Below are 18,902 nucleotides of genomic sequence, written 5' to 3'. Positions count from 1 at the left end.
GCTGGCCCGATATTTCAGGCCAGACTTAATTCTTTCAGCTCAGTTCTTGGCAACGAAGCACTGGCCGCCCTGCCCCTGAAGCTTGGAGCAGAGGGAAGAGGCTTCCTCCCGCGACATCGGTCCGACGCGCACGCGGTAGATCTCTTTTCCGTTCACCTCGGCCTTGCGGATCAGAGAGGGCATGCTTTCGAGATCCGAGTACTTGCGCTGGTACGAGGAATAAGCCGTCTCAGCCGCCCCCTCGGAATTGGCAAGGCCCAGCTGGACAGAGAAGCCGCCGGTCACGGTCGTGGTGGCCTCAGGCATAGCCTGCGCCGGAGCGACAGCCACCGGCTGAGCCGAAGCGACCCGCTGCGGCGCGGGCGTGGCAGCTGGCGTGGCGGGCGCTGCCGTTGGCGTGGCCGCGACAGGAATGGGCTTCGGCGCCGCCGCAGGTGTAGAGGATGCGGGCCTGGGCTGAGCGGAAGCCATCTGCGGCGGGGTCGCCTGGGCAGCCTCCGGCAGGGTCAGGGTCGGGACCGGCGCTGGGCCATTGGAGCGCGCGGGCGCAGCATGGGCCTCGGGTGCGGCTCCTGCGACAGTGCCGTCGGGACGGATCGTCACCGTGCGGACCTTGCGGGGCTCGCCGAGGTTCAAGCTGTTGCCGTTCTGACGATGCGCGCCGTGAGCGGTCGCGCCGGTAGCATCGGCCACGGCGCTGCCGCCATTGTTGCGAACGGCCTGGCCAACATCGACCGGCTGCTCCTCGCGGTTCACGATCTTGGTCTCGGATTGCTGAGCGCGCTCGTAGATCTGCTTGTTCTGGTTCGGGATTTCGACCCCGCCCGGATTTTGCGGCTCTACCTTCACCGGCTCGGTATTCGCTACAACGAGGGGCGGTTCACCACCTGCGCCGACCGAGGTGCCGCTGAACAGATAGGCTCCGCCGCCGCCGATCACGATGGCACCGACGACCGCGCCCATGGCAAGGAGGCCCTTGCGGGACCGAGGCTTTTCTACAGGCGGATAATTCAGGCGCTCCGGCTGGCCATAGCCCTGGTCATCATAGCCCTGACCATTGTCGTCGTAGTAATCGTCGGCATAGGCCTGATTGTCGTACGAACCTGCCTGGGCAGCCTGAGCCGGCTGCTGATAGGCATGAACCTGGGCGCTGGTGGGCGCCTGGGGCTGAGCGTATTGATCGAGCTCGAAATCGGACACCTCGAACGCGGGCTGACGGGCTGGAGCCTGCGCCGGACGCGCTCCGGGTGTCATAGTGTCGCGGGTCGCAAAAAGATCGTCGATAGGCGAGGTCTGCTGACGCGGCGTGGCTGCACCGTCAGTAGCCAGAATGGCCTGAAATGGGTCGTCCTGCCCTACGATTCTGGCCAATTCGGCCAGGGGATCGCTCCGCGTAGCGGCGAAGGGCTGGGCCTGGGAGGCACCCGCCTGGGCGAGCTGCCGCTCGATGTCGTTCATATCGACAGCGAAACGGGGCTTCACTGATTCGTTCATGCGCCGGTTCTCCAGTTACGCGACAGGAGCTCGCAATCGCTCCGCCGGCACGACGTGACAACATCCGGTGCAAACGGTCCTTAAGCGGCTGATCCGCATAGGAAAACGTTAACGCATTTCATCGGGTGCCGTGACGCCCAGGATGGTGAGACCGGATGCGAGCACCCCCTTCAGGGCATGCACCAGAGCCAGCCTCGCTCTTGTTGAATCTTTATCAGTTTGATTAACAAAGCGTAATTGCGGCAAGTCTTTGCCCTTATTCCATAGAGAATGGAACGCGCTGGCCAGATCGTAGAGGTAGAATGCCACCCTGTGAGGCTCATGAGCCTCGGCCGCAGCCTCCACCATGCGCGGGAACTGGGCGATCCGGTGGATCAGTTCCATCTCCGACTCGTCCGACAGAATCGAGAGGTCGGCCTTTTCGAGCGCTTGTCCTGAGAAATCCTCGCCCGGGAACGCTTCCGACGCCTGCCGGAACACAGAGGCGCAGCGGGCATGGGCGTATTGCACGTAGAAGACCGGGTTATCCTTGGACTGCTCGACCACCTTGGCGAGGTCGAAATCCAGGGTCGCGTCGTTCTTGCGGAAGATCATCATGAAACGGGTGGCATCGCGGCCTACCTCATCCACCACGTCGCGCAGGGTCACGAAGTCGCCGGAGCGCTTGGACATCTTCACCGGCTCGCCGCCGCGCAGAAGCTTGACCAGCTGGCAGAGCTTCACGTCGAGGTCGCCCTTGCCATCCGTCACGGCTTTCGTAGCCGCCTGCATGCGCTTCACGTAGCCGCCATGGTCCGCGCCCCACACGTCGATCATGGAGGCAAAGCCGCGCTCGTACTTGGAGCGGTGATAGGCGATATCGGAGGCAAAATAAGTGTAGGAGCCGTCGGACTTCAGCAGTGGACGATCCACCTCGTCGCCGAAGGCGGTGGCGCGGAACAGCAGCTGCTCGCGATCCTCCCAATCCTCGTCCTTCTGCCCTTTGGGGGGCGGAAGGCGGCCCATATAAATCAGGTCGCGGCTGCGCAGATCCTCGATCATCTTCTTCACATGATCTTCCGCACCGAGTTGCAGTGAGCGCTCGGAGAAGAATACGTCATGATGGATGTTGAGCACCGCGAGATCGGCGCGGATCATGTCCATCATGGCATTGATGGAAGCCTCGCGCACGAGCGGCAGCCACTCGCCCTCCGGCTTGGTCAGAAGGCTCTCGCCGTGCTCCTTGGCGAGCATTTCGCCCACCGGCTTCAGGTAATCGCCGGGATAAAGACCTTCCGGGATCGCGCCGATGTCCTGGCCAAGTGCCTCCTTGTAGCGGAGGTAGGCCGAGCGGGCGAGCACATCGACCTGCGCACCGGCATCGTTGATGTAATACTCGCGGCTCACCTTATAGCCCGCGAAATCGAGGAGGCCTGCCAGCGCATCGCCGAACACCGCGCCACGGCAATGGCCCACATGCATGGGGCCCGTGGGATTGGCGGACACGTATTCCACGTTGACGGCCCGGCCCGCGCCCTGCCCGCTGCGACCGAAGGCATTGGCATCGACGACGGCGGCGCGCAAAACCTCGTGCAGCACCTGCGGATTCAGGCGGATATTGATGAAGCCGGGACCGGCGATCTCCACCTTGGTGACGCGCGGGTCATCCTGAAGATCGGCAACGAGAAGCTCGGCCAGGGCGCGCGGGTTCATCCGCGCTTCCTTGGAGAGCACCATGGCCGCATTGGTCGCCAGATCGCCGTGAGACGGATCGCGCGGCGGCTCGACCACGACGCGGCTGACATCCAACCCCGAGGAAATCTTCCCCTCACCGGCCAGACGGCCCAGCGCATCGGCAACCCGCTTCTCAAACAATCCGAAAATGTTCATGGTACTCTGTCTCTGAAGGACCCACGGCCCTGAATTCTGTTGTGCCGCCTAACGCAGGTCCGGCGTTACGTCAAACAAACGTCGGTGTTCGAGGATGGCATAACGATCCGTCATCCCCGCGATGTAATCCGCCACGCGGCGGGCGAGGCGGGACTCGTCGTCCCTCGGTAGATCCACCTGCCATTCCTCCGGCATCAGCTCCGGCTCGGCCTTGAAGCGGCTGAACAGGTCCCGCAGCACGTTGTCTGCCTGGGCACGCACCCGCATCACCTCGGGGTGGCGGTACATGTGGGCATAGAGGAAGCGCTTGATGGAGGCATCGGCCTCGCGCATCGCCTCCGAGAAGCAGATCACCGTCTCGGAAGCCTTGCGGATATCCTCGGCGCTCTTCGGGCCCAAAGCCGCGATCCTGCGGTCGCCCTCGGCCACCACGTCCTCCACGAAGCGGGTGATCAGCCGCCTGGTCAGTTCGTGGATGCGGCGGGACAGGTCGAGCCCCGGCCAGCGCCCGTCGATCTCGTCCAGAAGCCCGGCGAGGAACGGCACCTCGCGCAGGTCTTCGATCTTGAAGAGCCCTGCCCTCAGGCCGTCGTCGATGTCGTGGGCATCATAGGCAATATCGTCGGCAATGGCCGCCGCCTGAGCCTCGCCGCCGGCATAGGTCGCGAGTTCCAGATCCTGCAGGGCGTTGTATTCCATGATGGCGAGCGGCACGCCGCGCGCGGTATAGCGCATGGTAGGCTGGCCGTTGGCGTCGAGGAGCGGGCCGTTGTGCTTGACCAGGCCTTCCAGAGTCTCCCAGGCAAGGTTGAGGCCGTCGTAATCCGCGTACCGCCGTTCCAGCCGGGTCACGACTCGCAGGGCCTGGGCGTTGTGGTCGAACCCGCCGAAGGCCGCCATGCACTCCTCCAGCGTATCCTCGCCCGTATGGCCGAAGGGTGTATGGCCAAGGTCGTGGGAGAGCGCCAGAGCCTCAGCCAGGTCCTCGTCGAGGCCCAGCGAGCGGGCGAGAGCGCGGGCGATCTGGCTCACCTCGATGGTGTGGGTCAGGCGGGTGCGGAAATGATCGCCCTCGTGATAGACGAAGACCTGGGTCTTGTGCTTGAGGCGGCGGAAGGCCGAGGAATGGATGATCCGGTCCCGGTCGCGCTGGAACTCGCTGCGGGTCGGCGAAACGGCTTCAGGATACAGCCGCCCACGGCTGGCCCATGGATCGCAGGCATAGGGGGCACGCCATCTCTCGCCAAAGGGCCGCACGATCATCCTCGGGTTGAAGCCTTGTCAGGGTGCACTTACTTTGGTCTTAAGAGCTTGTCCAAGACTTATGTCCTTATGAGGACCTGGAAGACCCCATGGCTGGAATTTCCCTGACCGAACGCGCCGCCCGCCGCATCAACGAGATCATGACCGCAGAGCCTGCGGGTTCGATGCTGAGAATCAGCGTCAACGGAGGCGGCTGCTCAGGCTTCCAATATGCCTTCGACGTGGACAGCACCCATCAGGACGACGATCTCATCATCGAGAAGGACGGGGCCAGGGTGATCGTGGACGAGGTATCGATCCAGTACATGGACGGCTCGGTCATCGATTTCGTGGACGACCTGATCGGCCAGTCCTTCAAAATCGAGAACCCGCACGCCACTGCCTCCTGCGGCTGCGGCACGTCGTTCTCCTTGTGAAACCGGGTATCGGCTCAATATAGTCTCCCCAACCGCTCTTCCGATTGAGCTTTCGACTGGGGATTCGCATGAAGTTTCGTCACCGAGCCGGTGTCTGTGCGCTTGCTCTCGCTGCCGGCATGGCCGCCCTGCAGGTCGAGCCTGCCGTCATCCGCAACCTCTCCTTCGAGACGGCATCGGGACGCGTGAGCATCGGAGCGGTGAAGGTTCCCCTCTGGAGTGCCGCACTCGCCCAAGGCGCCGACAGCTTCTCGCTTGAGAACGTCAGCTTCACCCGGGGCTCGGCTACTTATGAGCTTAAGCGGATCGATCTATCGGGCGTCACGTCTTCGCGGGCCGAGATCGAGGCGCTGTTTGGCGCAGGCTCAACCGAACCGATGGCGGCCCGCCTTGCGAAGATCAATGCCAAGCGGATTGAGATTCCTGAAGCGAAGGTCAAGCTGACGCTCCCAGCCGAAACGCAGACGACTACCTATCGGAATACGGTTCTGTCCGACATCGTTGCCGGACGCGTTGCGTCGGCGACGTTCGAAACGGCGGCTGTCGAGATATCGAACAAGGATGCAACGATCCTGGCCAGCGTGGGCAAGTCATCGATCAACGATCTCGATGTGGGCGCATTGGCCGGCCTATACGAAGCGAAGGCGAAAACGTCATCCGAGCCCATGACCCGAATTTATGGGGCATTCGCTATCGATAACATCGATGTCACCGATACCAAGGGCACCTTCGCCTTCAAGTTCGCCCGCCTCAACGGACGCGACTTCCTCGCAAGGCCGACGCTCGAATCGTGGACGGGTACGGAATCCATCCTGTCCGAGTTGAGCGGCAAGGACACTCTCTCCGACGAGGAAACGTCACGGCTGTTCACCTTGGTAGCGGATATGATCAACGCCTTCCAGATCGGCCATGTCGAGGCCACCGGAATCGAGATGAAGAACCTCGTGCCGGATCCCGCCCGCAAAGGAACCGCGCCTGCAACCGGGCGCATCCAGCGCATGGCTTATGCGAGCGGATCGGGGCAGCAGCCTGCGGACATGCGCATCGAAGGCTTCGAAGTCGTTGAGAGCAAGAGCACCGTCAAGATCGGCACCATGGCCCTGACGGGTTTTTCCATCGCGCCCACGCTCGATGGCTTGAAGAACCTGCAAGGCAAGAAGATCGAAGAGCTCGATACTGCAACCCTGCGCACGCTCATTCCCACTCTCGGCACGCTCCGCTTGTCCGGCATCGATGTGGACGCCATGAGCAAATCCGAAGAAGGGAAGCAGCCGGAGCGGGCTAAGCTCACCGTCGAGGACTTCGCGCTGACAGGGGACAAGCCCCTGAATGGCATTCCCACGAATTTCAGGATCGAGCAGCGCAACGCCACCTTCGCCCTTCCAGCTGAGAGCAGCGACGAGCTAGTGCAGCAGCTTCTCGCGCTTGGCTACAAATCCGTGACGTCCTCCTTCACCGTCGCGGCCAATTGGAACGAGGCCGCGAGCGAGATTGCGGTGAGCGAAGTCTCGCTGCAGGGACAGGAGATTGGCGGCCTGATGCTGACCGGGCTGATCGGCAATGTCAGCAAGGATCTTTTCAGTACGGATGATGCGACGGCGGCAGCCGCAGCGATCAACCTGAAGGCCAAGCAGGCGCATGTGGTGATAGAGGACAAGGGCCTGCTCGACCGCTATCTCACGCAGGCCGCGAAGGACCAGAAGACCAAGCCCGAAGCCCTGCGCAAGCTTTATGCGGGCGCCGCACCTTTGGTGCTCTCCTCCATGATCGGCAGTTCCGAACAGGTTTCGATCCTGGCGGAAGCGATTTCGAAATTCATCGCGAAACCCGGCAAGCTCACAATCGATGCCACGCCGAAGAATCCGACCGGATTCGGCTTCATGGATGCAGTGCTGGCACCGGAGCCGGCGGATATGCTGGAGAAGCTGAATATTTCGGCGAAGGCGGAGTAAAGAGAGGGTCGTCATGGACGGCGGAGCCGATCCGGGATCGCATGTAGAATAGAGCACGGTCTTCCCTCCCCCTTGCGGGGAGGGATCGAGGGCGGGGTTCGCAAAGTCAGAGCGCTTCGCTTTGTCGGTGAATAGGAACAGCCCTAACCGTCATGGCCGGACTTGTCCCGGTCACCCCGATTGGTAGAGCGCAGCACTTCACCGCACGTCATCACCGGCACAAGGCCGGTGATGACGTGCGGAGTCATACTGGTTTCTTCTCTCACCCAGCCGAACCACCCCACCCTAACCCTCCCCCACAAGGGGGAGGGAGTAACCATGGCGTCTGATGGATCTCGCTCAGATCAATGTCGGCTGATCCTGCTCCAAGGCCTGTGCCTCCACCACGGCAATCGCGGTCAGGTTCACGATGCCGCGCGCCGTCACCGATGGCGTGAGGATATGCGCGGGCTTGGCCGGGCCGATGAGGATCGGGCCGACGGGGAGTGAATCCGCCAGGATCTTCGTGAACTGGAAAGCGATATTGGCCGCATCCAGGTTCGGCATGATGAGAATGTTCGCCTCACCCTCGAGGCGCGAGCCGGGGTTCACCCGGTCGCGGATCATCTGAGAGAGAGCGGCATCCGCCTGCATCTCACCGTCGACTTCGAGATCCGGCGCGCGCTCGTTGATGCAGGCGAGTGCCGTGCGCATCTTCACAGCGGAACGTGTATCGGCGGCGCCGAAATCCGCATGCGACAGCAGGGCGATCTTCGGTTCCATGCCGAAGCGGCGCACATGGCTCGCGCAGGCAATCGTCATATCGGCGATCTGCTCAGCATTCGGATCGAACTGCACATGGGTATCGGCGAGGAAATACGCGCCTTTCGACGTGATGACGAGCGACAACGCTGCCATCTCATGCACGCCGGGCGCAAGGCCGATGATGTCCTTGATGTGCTTGAGGCGGGACTGGAAGCGCCCTTCGAGACCGCAGATCAGCGCATCGGCATCGCCGCGCCGCACGGCGAGCGCGCCGATGACGGTGGAATTGGTGCGCACCAGCGTCTTCGCTGCATCCGGGGTGATGCCCTTGCGGCCTGCGGCTTCCACATAGGTCGCTACGTAATCGCGATAGCGCGGATCGTCTTCCGGGTTTACCAGCTCGAAGTGACGGCCGATCTCCATGGAGAGGCCGAAGCGCTTGATGCGCGCTTCCACAACATTCGGGCGGCCGATGAGGATGGGCTTCGCAAGCCCCTCCTCCACGATCACCTGCACGGCGCGCAGCACCCGCTCGTCCTCGCCCTCGGCGTAGATCACCCGCTTCGGGTTGCCTTTCGCCTGCGAGAAGAGCGGCTTCATGATGAAGCCGGAGCGGAAGACGAAGCGGCCGAGAGAATCGGCATAGGCCTCGAGATCCTCCAGCGGCCGCGTGGCGACACCGGAATCCATGGCGGCCTTCGCCACAGCCGGCGCGATGCGCAGGATCAGGCGCGGATCGAAGGGGCTCGGAATGAGAGACTTATTGCCGAAGGGATGCGCCTCGCCGCCATAGGCGCGCGCCACCACTTCGGACGGGGCTTCGCGAGCAAGGCTCGCAATCGCCTTCACGGCTGCGGCCTTCATCTCCTCGTTGATGGTCGTAGCACCCACATCGAGGGCGCCACGGAAGATGTAGGGGAAGCACAGGACGTTGTTGACCTGGTTCGGATAGTCGGAGCGGCCCGTGCAGATCATCGCGTCGGGACGCGCGGCCTCGGCCTCTTCCGGCATGATTTCGGGGTAAGGATTGGCGAGCGCCATGATCAGCGGACGCGGCGCCATCTTGGCGAGCAGTTCCGGCTTCAGGATGCCGCCGGCCGACAGGCCGAGGAACACGTCCGCGTTCGGGATTACATCACTGAGCGTGCGGGCATCGGTCTTCTGCGCATAGACCGATTTCCAGCGGTCCATGAGCTCGTTGCGGCCGTCATGGACCACGCCTTCGATATCCGTGACCCAGATGTTCTCGCGCCTGGCACCGAGCGACACCAGCAAGTTGAGGCAGGCGAGCGCCGCAGCGCCCGCGCCCGAGGTGACGATCTTCACGTCCTCGATGCGCTTGCCTGCAAGCTCCAGCGCGTTCGTGACGGCGGCGCCCACGATGATCGCGGTGCCGTGCTGGTCGTCATGGAACACCGGAATGCCCATGCGGGCCTTCAGCTGCTCCTCCACCTCGAAGCATTCGGGGGCCTTGATGTCTTCGAGGTTGATGCCGCCGAAGGTGGGCTCCAACGCAGCGATCACCTCGACGAGCTTGTCCACATTCTTTTCCGCGACCTCGATGTCGAACACGTCGATGCCGGAGAACTTCTTGAACAGGACAGCCTTGCCTTCCATCACGGGCTTGGAGGCGAGCGGGCCGATATCGCCGAGGCCGAGGACCGCCGTGCCGTTGGAGATCACGGCCACGAGGTTCTGGCGGGATGTGAGATTGGCGGCCTGCGCGGGATCGGCGGCAATGGCCTCGCAGGGGGCCGCAACGCCCGGAGAATAGGCCAGAGCCAGGTCGCGCTGATTGCCGAGAGGCTTGGTCGGCTGGATCTCTAGCTTTCCGGGGCGCGGGTACTGATGGTAGAACATCGCTCCCGATTTCAGATCCTGCGAGATGTTGTCTCCCATCCCCAACGCTCCTTGCACCAACCGTTACGTTCTGGAGGCTCTTGTGCGCGCCCTGCCCCCTTGTCGTCAATGTTCTTCTCACCCGGACGGCGTTGCCAGATGAAACTCGGCCATCGTCTGAAGAATTGGCGCAACCCGCACAACCAGACCCGCCTGCACCTCGCCCGCATGGCCGGGCGCTACGGCTACGACATCGGGGAGTTCTCCTATGGCCGTCCCAAGGTGCGTTTTCCCGAATCCGGCCGGAAGCTGACCATTGGGCGCTATTGCTCCATCGCTGACAAGGTCGAGATCCTGCTCGGTGGCAACCACCGGACCGATTGGGGCACGACCTTCCCCTTCTCCGCCTTCCGGGAGCTCTGGCCCCATGCCCCCGCGACCGAGGATTACCACACCTCAAGGGGCGACGTGGTCATCGGCCATGACGTGTGGCTGGGCTCGGGCGCGATGATCATGTCTGGTATCACTGTCGGCCACGGGGCCGTCGTAGCGGCACATGCATTGGTGACGAAGGACGTGCCGCCCTATGCCATCGTCGGCGGCAACCCGGCCAAGGTGATCCGCTATCGTTTCGACGAGGCGACCATCGCGGCGCTGTTAGAGGCACGCTGGTGGGATCTGCCGCGTGAGAAGATCGCGACGCTCATTCCGCTTCTGCAGAGCGACCGGATCAGGGAGTTGGTGGCGGCGGTGAAGGTGCTGCACACGCAGTGTGGTTAAGGTGACCACTTCTGCCATTTCGGGGCGCCGCAGGCGAGCCCGGAACCTATAACCACCGCACATGCAGAATAAAGCGAGCGAATGCCGCAGCACTCTTCTTGGAGACGCCGTGGTTATGGGTTCCGGGCTCTCGCTCTCGCTCGCCCCGGAATGACAGAGGGGCGTGTTTAAAACGCCTTACGCCCCATCATCGCAGCCCAGGCGCCCGCTGCCGAACCGCCGTAGCGCTCGATGAGCTTGCGTTGAAACGTGAGGTAGGCCCCGAGTGCCTTGAGCCCATTGACCGCGAACATGCCGGGCGCCGGGTTCGGCAGGCCGTATTTGAGGCTTACATAAGCCCGCGACCAGGCTTGGTGCCAGCGGGAGGCGTAGATCCGTCCGCGCTTCGGTTCGCTCGACCGGCCACGCCCGTGACGCACGCCGGCCTGGGGCACATAGATAAGTGCTGAACCGACATCCGCGATGCGGCGGCAGAGATCGTCGTCTTCGTAGAACAGAAAGATGTTCTCGTCGAAGCCGCCGAGTTTGAGGAAGACATCGCGCCGAACGAGAAAGCACGCGCCCGAGAGAAACGCCGTGCAGGCCTCGCCTTCCGGCAGCACGAGCTTGCCGGTTGGATTGTGGAGATAGGGCGAGAGCAGCGAGCGGGGCTGGAAGAACACGCGTCCGTTTGGCTCGATGATCTGCGGCGCGAAGAGCGCGGCATCGGGATAGCGCCGCGCCGCATCGATGAGCGTAGCGACTGCACCAGAATCCACAATGCAATCGGGATTGACGACGAGCACGAACTCCGTGTCCGCCGCCCGCGCGCCGCTGTTATTGGCGCGGCCGTAGCCTTCGTTGCGGGGATTGCGGATGACGCGCGCGCCCTGCCCTTCGGCTATCGCGATGGTGTCATCCGTGGAGGCGTTGTCCACCACGAGCATGGGCACGCCATCCGCCCGCAACGCGCCGAGACACTCCGGCAGCGCATGGGCGCTGTCGAAGGTCACGACGATAGCGGTGACGTCGCTGCGGGTCATTTCTCCTGCAGATTCGTCCGGATGTGAAGCTCACGCAGCTGCTTGGGTGTCGCCTCGGAGGGTGCGCCGAGCAGCAGATCTTCCGCCTTCTGGTTCATGGGGAAGAGCGTGATTTCGCGCAGGTTCTGCGCGCCGCAGAGCAGCATCACGATGCGATCCACGCCCGCCGCCATGCCGCCATGCGGAGGCGCGCCGTACTGGAACGCGCGGTACATGCCGCCGAAACGGTCCATGACTTCCTGCTCGCCGTAGCCTGCGATCTCGAACGCCTTCACCATACGGTCAGGGCGGTGGTTACGGATCGAGCCGGAGGCCATCTCGTAGCCGTTGCAGACCATGTCGTACTGGAATGCCGTCATCTTGAGGATCTTGTCCTTGTCCGACGGATTAAGCGCCATGAACTCGTCGTGGTCCATGTTGCCCATGGAGAACGGGTTGTGAGAGAAGTCGATCTTCTTCTCTTCCTCGTTCCACTCGTATTGCGGGAAGTCGACGATCCAGCAGAAAGCGAACTGGTCCTTGTTGCCGAGACCCAGCTCGTCGCCGATGCGCACGCGCGCCTTGCCGGCGAGCGAGGCAGCCTTGTCCTCATTGCCTGCGGAGAAGAACACCGCGTCGCCTGCCTTGATGCCCGCCTTCTCACGGATGACGGCCTGAGCCGCTTCCGGAATGAACTTGGCGATCGGGCCCTTGGCGACGATCTGGCCGCCCTCTTCCTCGAACACGATATAGCCGAGGCCGGGCGCGCCTTCCGAGCGGGCCCAGTCGTTGAGCTTGTCGAAGAAGGAGCGCGGCTGCGAGGCTGCGCCCGTGGCCGGAATGGCGCGCACGACGCCGCCACCCTTCACCACGTTCTTGAACGCGTTGAAGGTCACGTCCTCGCGCTCGAACACCTCCGACACATCGGCGATGATGAGCGGGTTGCGCAGGTCCGGCTTGTCGGAGCCGTATTTCAGCATGGACTCGAAATACGGGATGCGCGGGAACACGTCCGTCACCGGCTTGCCGTCCGCGAATTCCTTGAAGGTGTCGCGGATCACCGGCTCCATGGTCTGGAAGATGTCTTCCTGCGTGACGAAGCTCATCTCCACGTCGAGCTGATAGAACTCACCGGGCAGACGGTCGGCGCGCGGGTCCTCGTCGCGGAAGCAGGGCGCGATCTGGAAGTACCGGTCGAAGCCGGACATCATGATCAGCTGCTTGAACTGCTGCGGGGCCTGCGGCAGCGCGTAGAACTGGCCGGGATGAATGCGCGAGGGCACGAGGAAGTCGCGAGCGCCTTCGGGCGAGGAGGCCGTCAGGATCGGTGTCGTGAACTCGAAGAAGCCGCTGGTCTTCATGCGGGTGCGAAGCGAGTCGACGATGGCGCCGCGCTTCATGATGTTGTTGTGCAGCTTCTCGCGGCGCAGGTCGAGATAGCGGTACTTGAGGCGCGTCTCTTCCGGGTAGTCCTGGTCGCCGAAGACAGGCATCGGCAGCTCATCCGCCGGGCCGAGCACTTCGATATCCGTGATGTAGACCTCGACCATGCCGGTGGGAAGCTCGGCGTTCTCGGTGCCCGCCGGGCGCTTGCGCACCTTGCCGTCCACGCGGATCACCCACTCGGACCGGGCCGTCTCGGCGAGCTTAAAGGCCGGGGAATCCGGGTCGATCACGCATTGCGTCATGCCGTAATGGTCACGCAGGTCGATGAACAGTACGCCGCCATGGTCACGGATGCGGTGGCACCACCCGGAGAGGCGGGTGACCTGCCCGACATCGGATTCGCGGAGCGCGCCGCAGGTATGGGAACGGTAACGGTGCATGGAGGCGGACATGGAAAAAGCCTGCTGGTTCGAAGTTACGCGCAACATCCATGGGAGGCCGGGGAAGTCAAGGACGAAGGGCGAAATGAGGGGCATGTTCCGGCGTTCCCGCCTATTCGGGCGAGTGGCTTCCGGCTAGTCCTGGCTTGGTCCGTCGTGGAGAGGGACGCGCGGGACGCGGTTTGAAGCCTCGCGATCCTTGGCGGGAGCGCGAAGATGGGTCGGGACGGGAGATCCGCCCGGAGGGGAAGCTGCAACCGCCTCCCGCGCACGGCTTTTCGATCCCGGCCTCGACGCTCCGGCGCCATCAGGGACGAACCCTCAGAGACGCTTCACGGCGCTTGTTCAAGCGCGGCCCTGGAGATCCAGCTCCAGCACCGGCGAGGCTGGGGGAGCGTCGACGCAGCCTGCCCGAACAAGCTCAGCGCCTCTTCCTCCCCGCTCGAAACCCTGACCGTCCGGGGATGCGACGCCCCTTTCCGTCAGAACCGTATCCAGCCTCCGCAACCGACGCCTCGGGCGCGTCCCTCGCGAAGCTGGACCGGGGAACCTTAGCCATAGGGGAAGGCTTTTGTCAAGAACAAATGCAGAACATGACACTTGAGTATTACCGTTGTCATTCCGGGGCCGCGCAGCGGAGCCCGGAACCCATAACCGCGACGATTGAAAGAAAGCACTCCGAGCCGGACAGCCTTATTCAGCACCTTCGGTGTTTATGGGTTTCGACGCCTGCGGCGCGGCCCTTCGGGTCGGGCTCTCGCTATCGCTCGCCCCGGAATGACAGAGGATATTGACACCTCCTGCACGCGATCCCGGATCTCCGCTCCGCTCCGTCCGGGATGACACCCCCCTCTCGATCATCCCCTTTTTCACCCTCAACCCCTTATTTTCCAACGCCTTTTCCCTTGCGGAACAAACCATGAATACCCATATCTTCCTTATGATCCAGAACCCTGCATCCGCCCTGCTGAATCCCGGCCGGAACGCTCCGAATGAGGAGCGGATCGAGGGGAATTGGCATGTCTATCCCTTCGATGGCGCCCTCGAGATCGACTACGTGGACCAGGCCGGAAATCCGACCCGGCGCTGGGTGATCGCGCGTGAGCTGAAGGTCGGCCCCGGCAAGATGCTTCTGGGCGGCATCGATATGGCCGATGACGGGTATCGTGGCTTTCGGGTGGACCGGATCGAGCGCCTGGAGGATGCAGAGACCGGGATCGAGGTCGACCGCAATATCCTTGACTGGCTCATGAAGCGGGCCGAGCGGCAGGCGAAGGAGCGCAGAAAAGCGCTCAAAAGGCTCGGACGCACCATTTGATGCGGAAAACCGTGCCTATGGGTCCGTGCCATGCACCGGGAGGGGTCGCACAGACCAAAAGCTTAAGCTAAAAGACCTTATGGACTTGATCACCTCCACAGACGCCCTGGCCGCTGCCTGCGCCCGCCTCGCCGCCCATCCGTTCGTCACCGTCGATACGGAGTTCCTGCGAGAGACGACCTATTACCCCAAGCTCTGCCTGATCCAGATGGCAGGGCCGGATCCGGTCGATTCCTATCTCATCGACCCGCTGGCCGAGGGAATGAGCCTTGAGCCCTTCATGGCGCTCATGGCCGATCCGAAAGTGGTGAAGGTCTTCCACTCGGCCCGCCAGGACCTGGAAATCATCTGGAACCTGGGCGGCATCGTTCCCGCCCCGCTCTTCGATAGTCAGGTCGCCGCCATGGTCTGCGGCTATGGCGATTCGGTCTCCTACGAGCAGCTGGTGAACGATCTCGCCAAGGCCAAGATCGACAAATCCTCCCGCTTCACCGACTGGTCCCGCCGTCCGCTGAGCGATGCGCAGCTCACCTACGCGATCTCGGACGTGACCCACCTCGTGCAGGTCTACGAGGCCCTGATGGCGCAGCTCCAGAAGAACGGCCGCCTCGACTGGCTGGCGGAGGAGATGTCGATCCTCACCTCGCCCGAGACCTATCAGGCCGATCCCGACAATGCCTGGCGTCGCCTTGCCGGCCGCCTGCGCAAGCCGAAGGAGATCGCCGTCCTCATGGAGGTCGCCGCCTGGCGCGAGCGCGAGGCTCAGAACCGGGACGTGCCGCGCGGACGCATTCTCAAGGACGACGCGATGATCGACGTGGCCACCTCCGCTCCGCGCAGCGTCGAGGCCCTGGGCCGCCTGCGGTCGATCCCCAACGGCTTCGAGCGCTCCCGTACCGGCGGCGAGATCCTGGAAGCCATCGAGCGCGGCCTTTCCCGCGATCCCTCCACTGTCCCCGTTCCTGAGCGCAGCCGGGGTCGCGGCAATACCGGCGCCGTCGTGGATCTGCTGAAGGTCCTGCTCAAGGCGGTCGCCGAGCAGGAAGGCGTCGCGCCGAAGATCGTCGCGACCGTCGAGGAGCTGGAGGCCATCGCCGAGAACGATGCCGCCGATGTGCCGTCCCTCCACGGCTGGCGCCGCGCGCTGTTCGGTGAGAAGGCGCTCGCCCTCAAGAACGGCCAGCTCGGGCTGGTTCTAGAGCGTGGACGGGTGAGGCTGCGGGAAATCGCGTCGGCTTAGGAATTGGCGCAGCTGCCTCTCACGTCATGGCCGGGCTTGTCCCTCACTCCATAGCCCTCGTCATAAGAGTCTGGCCCTTAAAGGATGCGGCGCGTGCTTCCCTCCCCCTTACGGGGAGGGATAAAGGGTGGGGGTCGGAGAGTCGGGGCACGCGCTTCATCCAGTGAGCGCGACAGCCCTACGTGTCATGGCCGGGCTTGTCCCGGCCATCCCGATGGGAAAAGCGCATCGCTCAACGTGATCGGGATCACCGGCACAAGGCCGGTGATGACGTGAAGTGGTCAATGCCGATCAAAGCATCCCCTTCAGCCGCAACAGCCCTAGCGTCGCCACCGTCGCGGCGTCCTTGATGATGCCATCGGTGATCATCCTCAGAACTTCCTCGACCGGGAAGGCGCGGCTGATCATGTCCTGCTCGCTGTGCTCCCGGTCCACCTGCCCCGGCTTGAGCCCTTTGGCGAGATAGATGTCGAACCCTTGGGTCGAGTAGCCGTAGCACTCGAACAGGTGGCCGGCATGGATCATGGTGTCGGCGGAGAGGCCCGTTTCCTCGCGCAGCTCGGCACGGGCCAATGCCAGCGGATCAACATCGGAATTCTGCTCCCATGAGCCTTGCGGCAGCTCCCAATAGCGGCCTTTGACCGGATAGCGGTATTGCTCGACCAGATGGATCACGCCATTATCGATGGGCGCGATGATCGCGAAGTCGGTCTTCTCGACGACGCCGTAAATCCCGGACGAGCCGTCTTGCCGGCGAATGGCGTCCTCGCGCACCCGCATCCAACGGTTTTCGTAAACGATGCGCGTCGCAGTCGTTTCAATCTCAGCGACCATGCCCCTGCCCGACCGTGATAAGTTTATGGCCGAGCATAGCCCGGCCATATCTATCTTTCCAATGCCGCCAGAGAGCTTTACCGCCCGAAGATGCCCTTGAAGAACTGAGCCAGCTTGTTGTTCTTCTTCTTGCGATCCACATCGGCCTGACTCTTTACCCAGGCGATCTGGATGACGCGGCGCTCGCCGGAGAACGGCAGGTGACCGTGCCAGGAATTGTCGGAGCGCAGGAAGGCGAACATGGTGCCCATGACCGGCGGCACCTCGAGCTTGTAGGGCTCGAAGTTCTTTCCGTCATAGAGCACGCGCAGGCGTCCACCCTCGTCCTGCTCCCACTCGTCGTTCATGTAGACGAGCATGGTCATGACCTTGGACGGGCCGTCCGTATGGATCGCGCCGTATTTCGGCTGCGAGCGCTTCATGATGGTGGTGAGTCGCGGAAAGGGGCTCAGATCGATCCCGAACTTTTCCGACAGGGCCGCAGTCAGCTCGGGGCCTTCGAGTTCCTCGATGAGCTGCTTGAAGCGGCCATGGAGATTGACCTCATCGACGGTCAGATAACCGGGCTTGTCGATTTGCGGAAAATCTCGCCGGATATCCTCGATGGCCTCCTTTTTCAGGAAGCCGGACGTCAAAAGGTGATCGTAGGGTTCGCGGGAATGCTCGGCATTCTGAACAGCGGACAGGTTGATAAGGCTCATAAGTCACTCCCACTGTGCCCCACCTTCTTGTTTTGACCGGGGCTCACCAGATCACCTGAGGTTGCACCGGCCTTTCAAAAAAATCAAATCCCCGTGAAGCCTTATGCCCCGATCTCGATCACCGGCTCCATATTGAGGAGCTTGCCGAGGGCTTTCATGCGGCCGCCCAGGCGCTCGTTGGCGAGGTCCTGCATGTGGGATGGGAGTTGCAGCACAACCTGACTGCCGCGTGCGCGCAAGGAGGCCTGCGGGAGAATGCCCTCCATGGAGACCGAGACCGGATAGGCGACGCGCATGAGGGCCGCGAGCAGGCGGGCGCGTTCGATATAGCGCGGACCGGCGAGCGACTTGATGCGCGAGCCTACCTTGTCCGGCGATAGGCCCTCGTGACGGAAGAAGATCGCCAACGCCAGATAGGCCCGGCCCGGATGGTCGAGCCCGGCGAAAGCGCCATAGGCGATGAGGTTGAGGCTCTGCTCGCCGCGATAATCGGGGTGGGCGCGCCATCCGATATCGGCGAGCAGGCAGGCCGCGCGGCGCAGGCGGGTTTCGGTTTCCGATTCGGTGAGCCCGAGGCTTCTCATGAAGGTCTCGGTCCACTCGCACAATTCCTCGCCATGGCGCGGCGAACGGGAGCGCAGCAGATTCAGGTCGCTCGCCGCGGCAATCAGCGGATCGCGCTTCTGAGTCTCAGGATCGAGCTTGTCGAAGAGCACGCCTTCACGCACGCCGTAAGCGGAGATCGCCACTTCTTTCGGCTCCCCGAGGCGGATGATCTCCTCCAGCACGATGGCGCCATAGGCCAGCAACGGACGGCGGGCCTCGGAGACGCTTTCGATATCCTTGAGAGTCTTGGTGTCGGCCCCCTCCACGAGCTGAAGGAAGTCGAGTCCGCTCTTCGGATCGAGGATGTAGCTGTGCATGATGTGGAGCGGATAATCCGTCGCCGCCTGATGCAACCGCGCGAGCGCGCGCCACGTGCCGCCCACCGCATAGAACGTCCGCCCATGCAGGCTTTCGAGATATTCCGGCGCCCGTTCGAGCGCGGCGCGGACGATCCGCTGCGCCTTTCTTAAAGAACCGCCGCTCACGTCCTGCAGGGCAAGGCCGCCCAGCGGCATCGTGGTGCCCTGCCCGATCGTCGCGCCCTTCACATCGACGAGTTCGAGGCTGCCGCCGCCCATGTCGCCGACGATCCCGTCAGGCTGAAAGAAACCCGCAACGATGCCGAGCGCCGACGCCCGCGCCTCTTCCGCGCCCGACAGCAAGCTGATGGGACGCCCGCAGGCCTTTTCCGCCGCTTCGAGAAAGGCAGGTCCGTTGGAGGCATCGCGCGCGGCTGCGGTAGCGAGCACGAACACGTCGGAGACCTGCATCGTCTCGCAGAGCACGCGGAAGCGCGCGAGTGCGCGAAGCGCCCGGTCCAAGGCATCCTCGTCCAGACGCCCGGTTGTCGCGACGTGGCGGCCGAGACCGCAGAGCACCTTCTCGTTGTAGATGGGCGTAAGCGCGCGCGCCATGCCCTCATAGGTCACGAGGCGGACCGAGTTCGATCCGATATCGATGATGGCGACGGGACGGCCGATCTTGAGCCGCCCCTGAGCCTCGCGGACGATGGTGTCCAT

Annotated in this window: 14 protein-coding genes; 5 read left to right on the top strand and 9 right to left on the bottom strand. The window is 63.2% G+C overall.

Translation table 11 applies throughout. The features are described from left to right. Positions 1-39: 39 nt before the first annotated feature. From AB4Y85_RS13725 to AB4Y85_RS13715, 3 genes are all read right to left on the bottom strand, one after another. The gene (locus AB4Y85_RS13725) at positions 40-1,494 is read right to left on the bottom strand and encodes an SPOR domain-containing protein (protein WP_441985467.1); all 1,455 of its coding nucleotides are present in this window, start codon (positions 1,492-1,494) and stop codon (positions 40-42) included. A 108-nt stretch (positions 1,495-1,602) separates the two neighbouring features. Continuing rightward, on the bottom strand, positions 1,603-3,363 hold the full coding sequence (gene argS, locus AB4Y85_RS13720; protein WP_441985466.1) for an arginine--tRNA ligase: 1,761 nt from the start codon (positions 3,361-3,363) through the stop codon (positions 1,603-1,605). Positions 3,364-3,411: 48 nt separating this feature from the next. After that, on the bottom strand, positions 3,412-4,626 hold the full coding sequence (locus AB4Y85_RS13715) for a deoxyguanosinetriphosphate triphosphohydrolase (protein WP_441985465.1): 1,215 nt from the start codon (positions 4,624-4,626) through the stop codon (positions 3,412-3,414). An 89-nt stretch (positions 4,627-4,715) separates the two neighbouring features. Here AB4Y85_RS13715 and erpA point away from each other — a divergent pair, with 89 nt between their 5' ends. Together erpA and AB4Y85_RS13705 are read left to right on the top strand one after the other, a co-directional pair. Continuing rightward, the gene (gene erpA / locus AB4Y85_RS13710) at positions 4,716-5,042 is read left to right on the top strand and encodes an iron-sulfur cluster insertion protein ErpA (RefSeq protein WP_441985464.1); all 327 of its coding nucleotides are present in this window, start codon (positions 4,716-4,718) and stop codon (positions 5,040-5,042) included. 68 nt (positions 5,043-5,110) lie between these two features. Beyond that, positions 5,111-6,994: a hypothetical protein gene (locus tag AB4Y85_RS13705; RefSeq protein WP_441985463.1), complete on the top strand. Its 1,884-nt coding sequence runs from the start codon at positions 5,111-5,113 to the stop codon at positions 6,992-6,994. Between the two features lie 339 nt (positions 6,995-7,333). Here AB4Y85_RS13705 and AB4Y85_RS13700 read toward each other — a convergent pair whose 3' ends face one another. Next, positions 7,334-9,637 carry an NADP-dependent malic enzyme gene (locus AB4Y85_RS13700; RefSeq protein ID WP_441985462.1) on the bottom strand — a complete coding sequence of 768 codons (2,304 nt, stop codon included), beginning with the start codon at positions 9,635-9,637 and terminating at the stop codon, positions 7,334-7,336. Positions 9,638-9,736: 99 nt separating this feature from the next. Here AB4Y85_RS13700 and AB4Y85_RS13695 point away from each other — a divergent pair, with 99 nt between their 5' ends. Beyond that, positions 9,737-10,357 carry a CatB-related O-acetyltransferase gene (locus AB4Y85_RS13695; RefSeq protein WP_441985461.1) on the top strand — a complete coding sequence of 207 codons (621 nt, stop codon included), beginning with the start codon at positions 9,737-9,739 and terminating at the stop codon, positions 10,355-10,357. 167 nt (positions 10,358-10,524) lie between these two features. Here the strand turns inward: AB4Y85_RS13695 and AB4Y85_RS13690 are convergent, their stop codons facing one another. Together AB4Y85_RS13690 and aspS are read right to left on the bottom strand one after the other, a co-directional pair. Continuing rightward, on the bottom strand, positions 10,525-11,379 hold the full coding sequence (locus tag AB4Y85_RS13690; protein WP_441985460.1) for a glycosyltransferase family 2 protein: 855 nt from the start codon (positions 11,377-11,379) through the stop codon (positions 10,525-10,527). Beyond that, positions 11,376-13,184, bottom strand: a complete 1,809-nt coding sequence (gene aspS / locus AB4Y85_RS13685) for an aspartate--tRNA ligase (RefSeq protein ID WP_441985496.1) — start codon at positions 13,182-13,184, stop codon at positions 11,376-11,378. The genes AB4Y85_RS13690 and aspS overlap by 4 nt, the downstream gene beginning before the upstream one ends. Positions 13,185-14,103: 919 nt before the next feature. Here aspS and AB4Y85_RS13680 point away from each other — a divergent pair. Then, complete coding sequence (locus AB4Y85_RS13680) at positions 14,104-14,502, top strand: hypothetical protein (RefSeq protein WP_441985459.1); 399 nt, start codon at positions 14,104-14,106, stop codon at positions 14,500-14,502. A 79-nt stretch (positions 14,503-14,581) separates the two neighbouring features. Further along, positions 14,582-15,742, top strand: a complete 1,161-nt coding sequence (gene rnd / locus AB4Y85_RS13675) for a ribonuclease D (RefSeq protein WP_441985458.1) — start codon at positions 14,582-14,584, stop codon at positions 15,740-15,742. A 291-nt stretch (positions 15,743-16,033) separates the two neighbouring features. On the opposite strand, the gene AB4Y85_RS13670 is transcribed toward rnd, so the two are convergent. The 3 genes from AB4Y85_RS13670 to ppx form a co-directional block, all read right to left on the bottom strand. Then, entirely contained in the window at positions 16,034-16,576 is a 543-nt protein-coding gene (locus AB4Y85_RS13670; RefSeq protein ID WP_441985457.1) for an NUDIX domain-containing protein, read from the bottom strand. A gap of 77 nt (positions 16,577-16,653) precedes the next feature. Further along, the gene (locus AB4Y85_RS13665; protein ID WP_441985456.1) at positions 16,654-17,277 is read right to left on the bottom strand and encodes a 2OG-Fe(II) oxygenase; all 624 of its coding nucleotides are present in this window, start codon (positions 17,275-17,277) and stop codon (positions 16,654-16,656) included. Positions 17,278-17,378: 101 nt separating this feature from the next. Then, positions 17,379-18,902, bottom strand: coding sequence for an exopolyphosphatase (gene ppx, locus AB4Y85_RS13660; RefSeq protein WP_441985455.1), 1,524 nt, complete (start codon positions 18,900-18,902; stop codon positions 17,379-17,381).

The sequence above is a fragment of the Microvirga sp. 2YAF29 genome (assembly GCF_052114605.1).
Classification (GTDB): Bacteria; Pseudomonadota; Alphaproteobacteria; order Rhizobiales; family Beijerinckiaceae; genus Microvirga.
Note: the sequence above shows the minus strand (reverse complement) of the source record. Positions and strands in the feature narration are given on the sequence as shown.

What these genes read in the sequence shown, in the direction of transcription:
- AB4Y85_RS13725 (WP_441985467.1), bottom strand. Translation starts at nt 1,494, where the DNA reads ATGAACGAATCAGTGAAGCCCCGTTTCGCTGTCGATATGAACGACATC.
- argS (WP_441985466.1), bottom strand. Translation starts at nt 3,363, where the DNA reads ATGAACATTTTCGGATTGTTTGAGAAGCGGGTTGCCGATGCGCTGGGC.
- AB4Y85_RS13715 (WP_441985465.1), bottom strand. Translation starts at nt 4,626, where the DNA reads ATGATCGTGCGGCCCTTTGGCGAGAGATGGCGTGCCCCCTATGCCTGC.
- erpA (WP_441985464.1), top strand. Translation starts at nt 4,716, where the DNA reads ATGGCTGGAATTTCCCTGACCGAACGCGCCGCCCGCCGCATCAACGAG.
- AB4Y85_RS13705 (WP_441985463.1), top strand. Translation starts at nt 5,111, where the DNA reads ATGAAGTTTCGTCACCGAGCCGGTGTCTGTGCGCTTGCTCTCGCTGCC.
- AB4Y85_RS13700 (WP_441985462.1), bottom strand. Translation starts at nt 9,637, where the DNA reads ATGGGAGACAACATCTCGCAGGATCTGAAATCGGGAGCGATGTTCTAC.
- AB4Y85_RS13695 (WP_441985461.1), top strand. Translation starts at nt 9,737, where the DNA reads ATGAAACTCGGCCATCGTCTGAAGAATTGGCGCAACCCGCACAACCAG.
- AB4Y85_RS13690 (WP_441985460.1), bottom strand. Translation starts at nt 11,379, where the DNA reads ATGACCCGCAGCGACGTCACCGCTATCGTCGTGACCTTCGACAGCGCC.
- aspS (WP_441985496.1), bottom strand. Translation starts at nt 13,184, where the DNA reads ATGCACCGTTACCGTTCCCATACCTGCGGCGCGCTCCGCGAATCCGAT.
- AB4Y85_RS13680 (WP_441985459.1), top strand. Translation starts at nt 14,104, where the DNA reads ATGAATACCCATATCTTCCTTATGATCCAGAACCCTGCATCCGCCCTG.
- rnd (WP_441985458.1), top strand. Translation starts at nt 14,582, where the DNA reads ATGGACTTGATCACCTCCACAGACGCCCTGGCCGCTGCCTGCGCCCGC.
- AB4Y85_RS13670 (WP_441985457.1), bottom strand. Translation starts at nt 16,576, where the DNA reads ATGGTCGCTGAGATTGAAACGACTGCGACGCGCATCGTTTACGAAAAC.
- AB4Y85_RS13665 (WP_441985456.1), bottom strand. Translation starts at nt 17,277, where the DNA reads ATGAGCCTTATCAACCTGTCCGCTGTTCAGAATGCCGAGCATTCCCGC.
- ppx (WP_441985455.1), bottom strand. Translation starts at nt 18,902, where the DNA reads ATGGACACCATCGTCCGCGAGGCTCAGGGGCGGCTCAAGATCGGCCGT.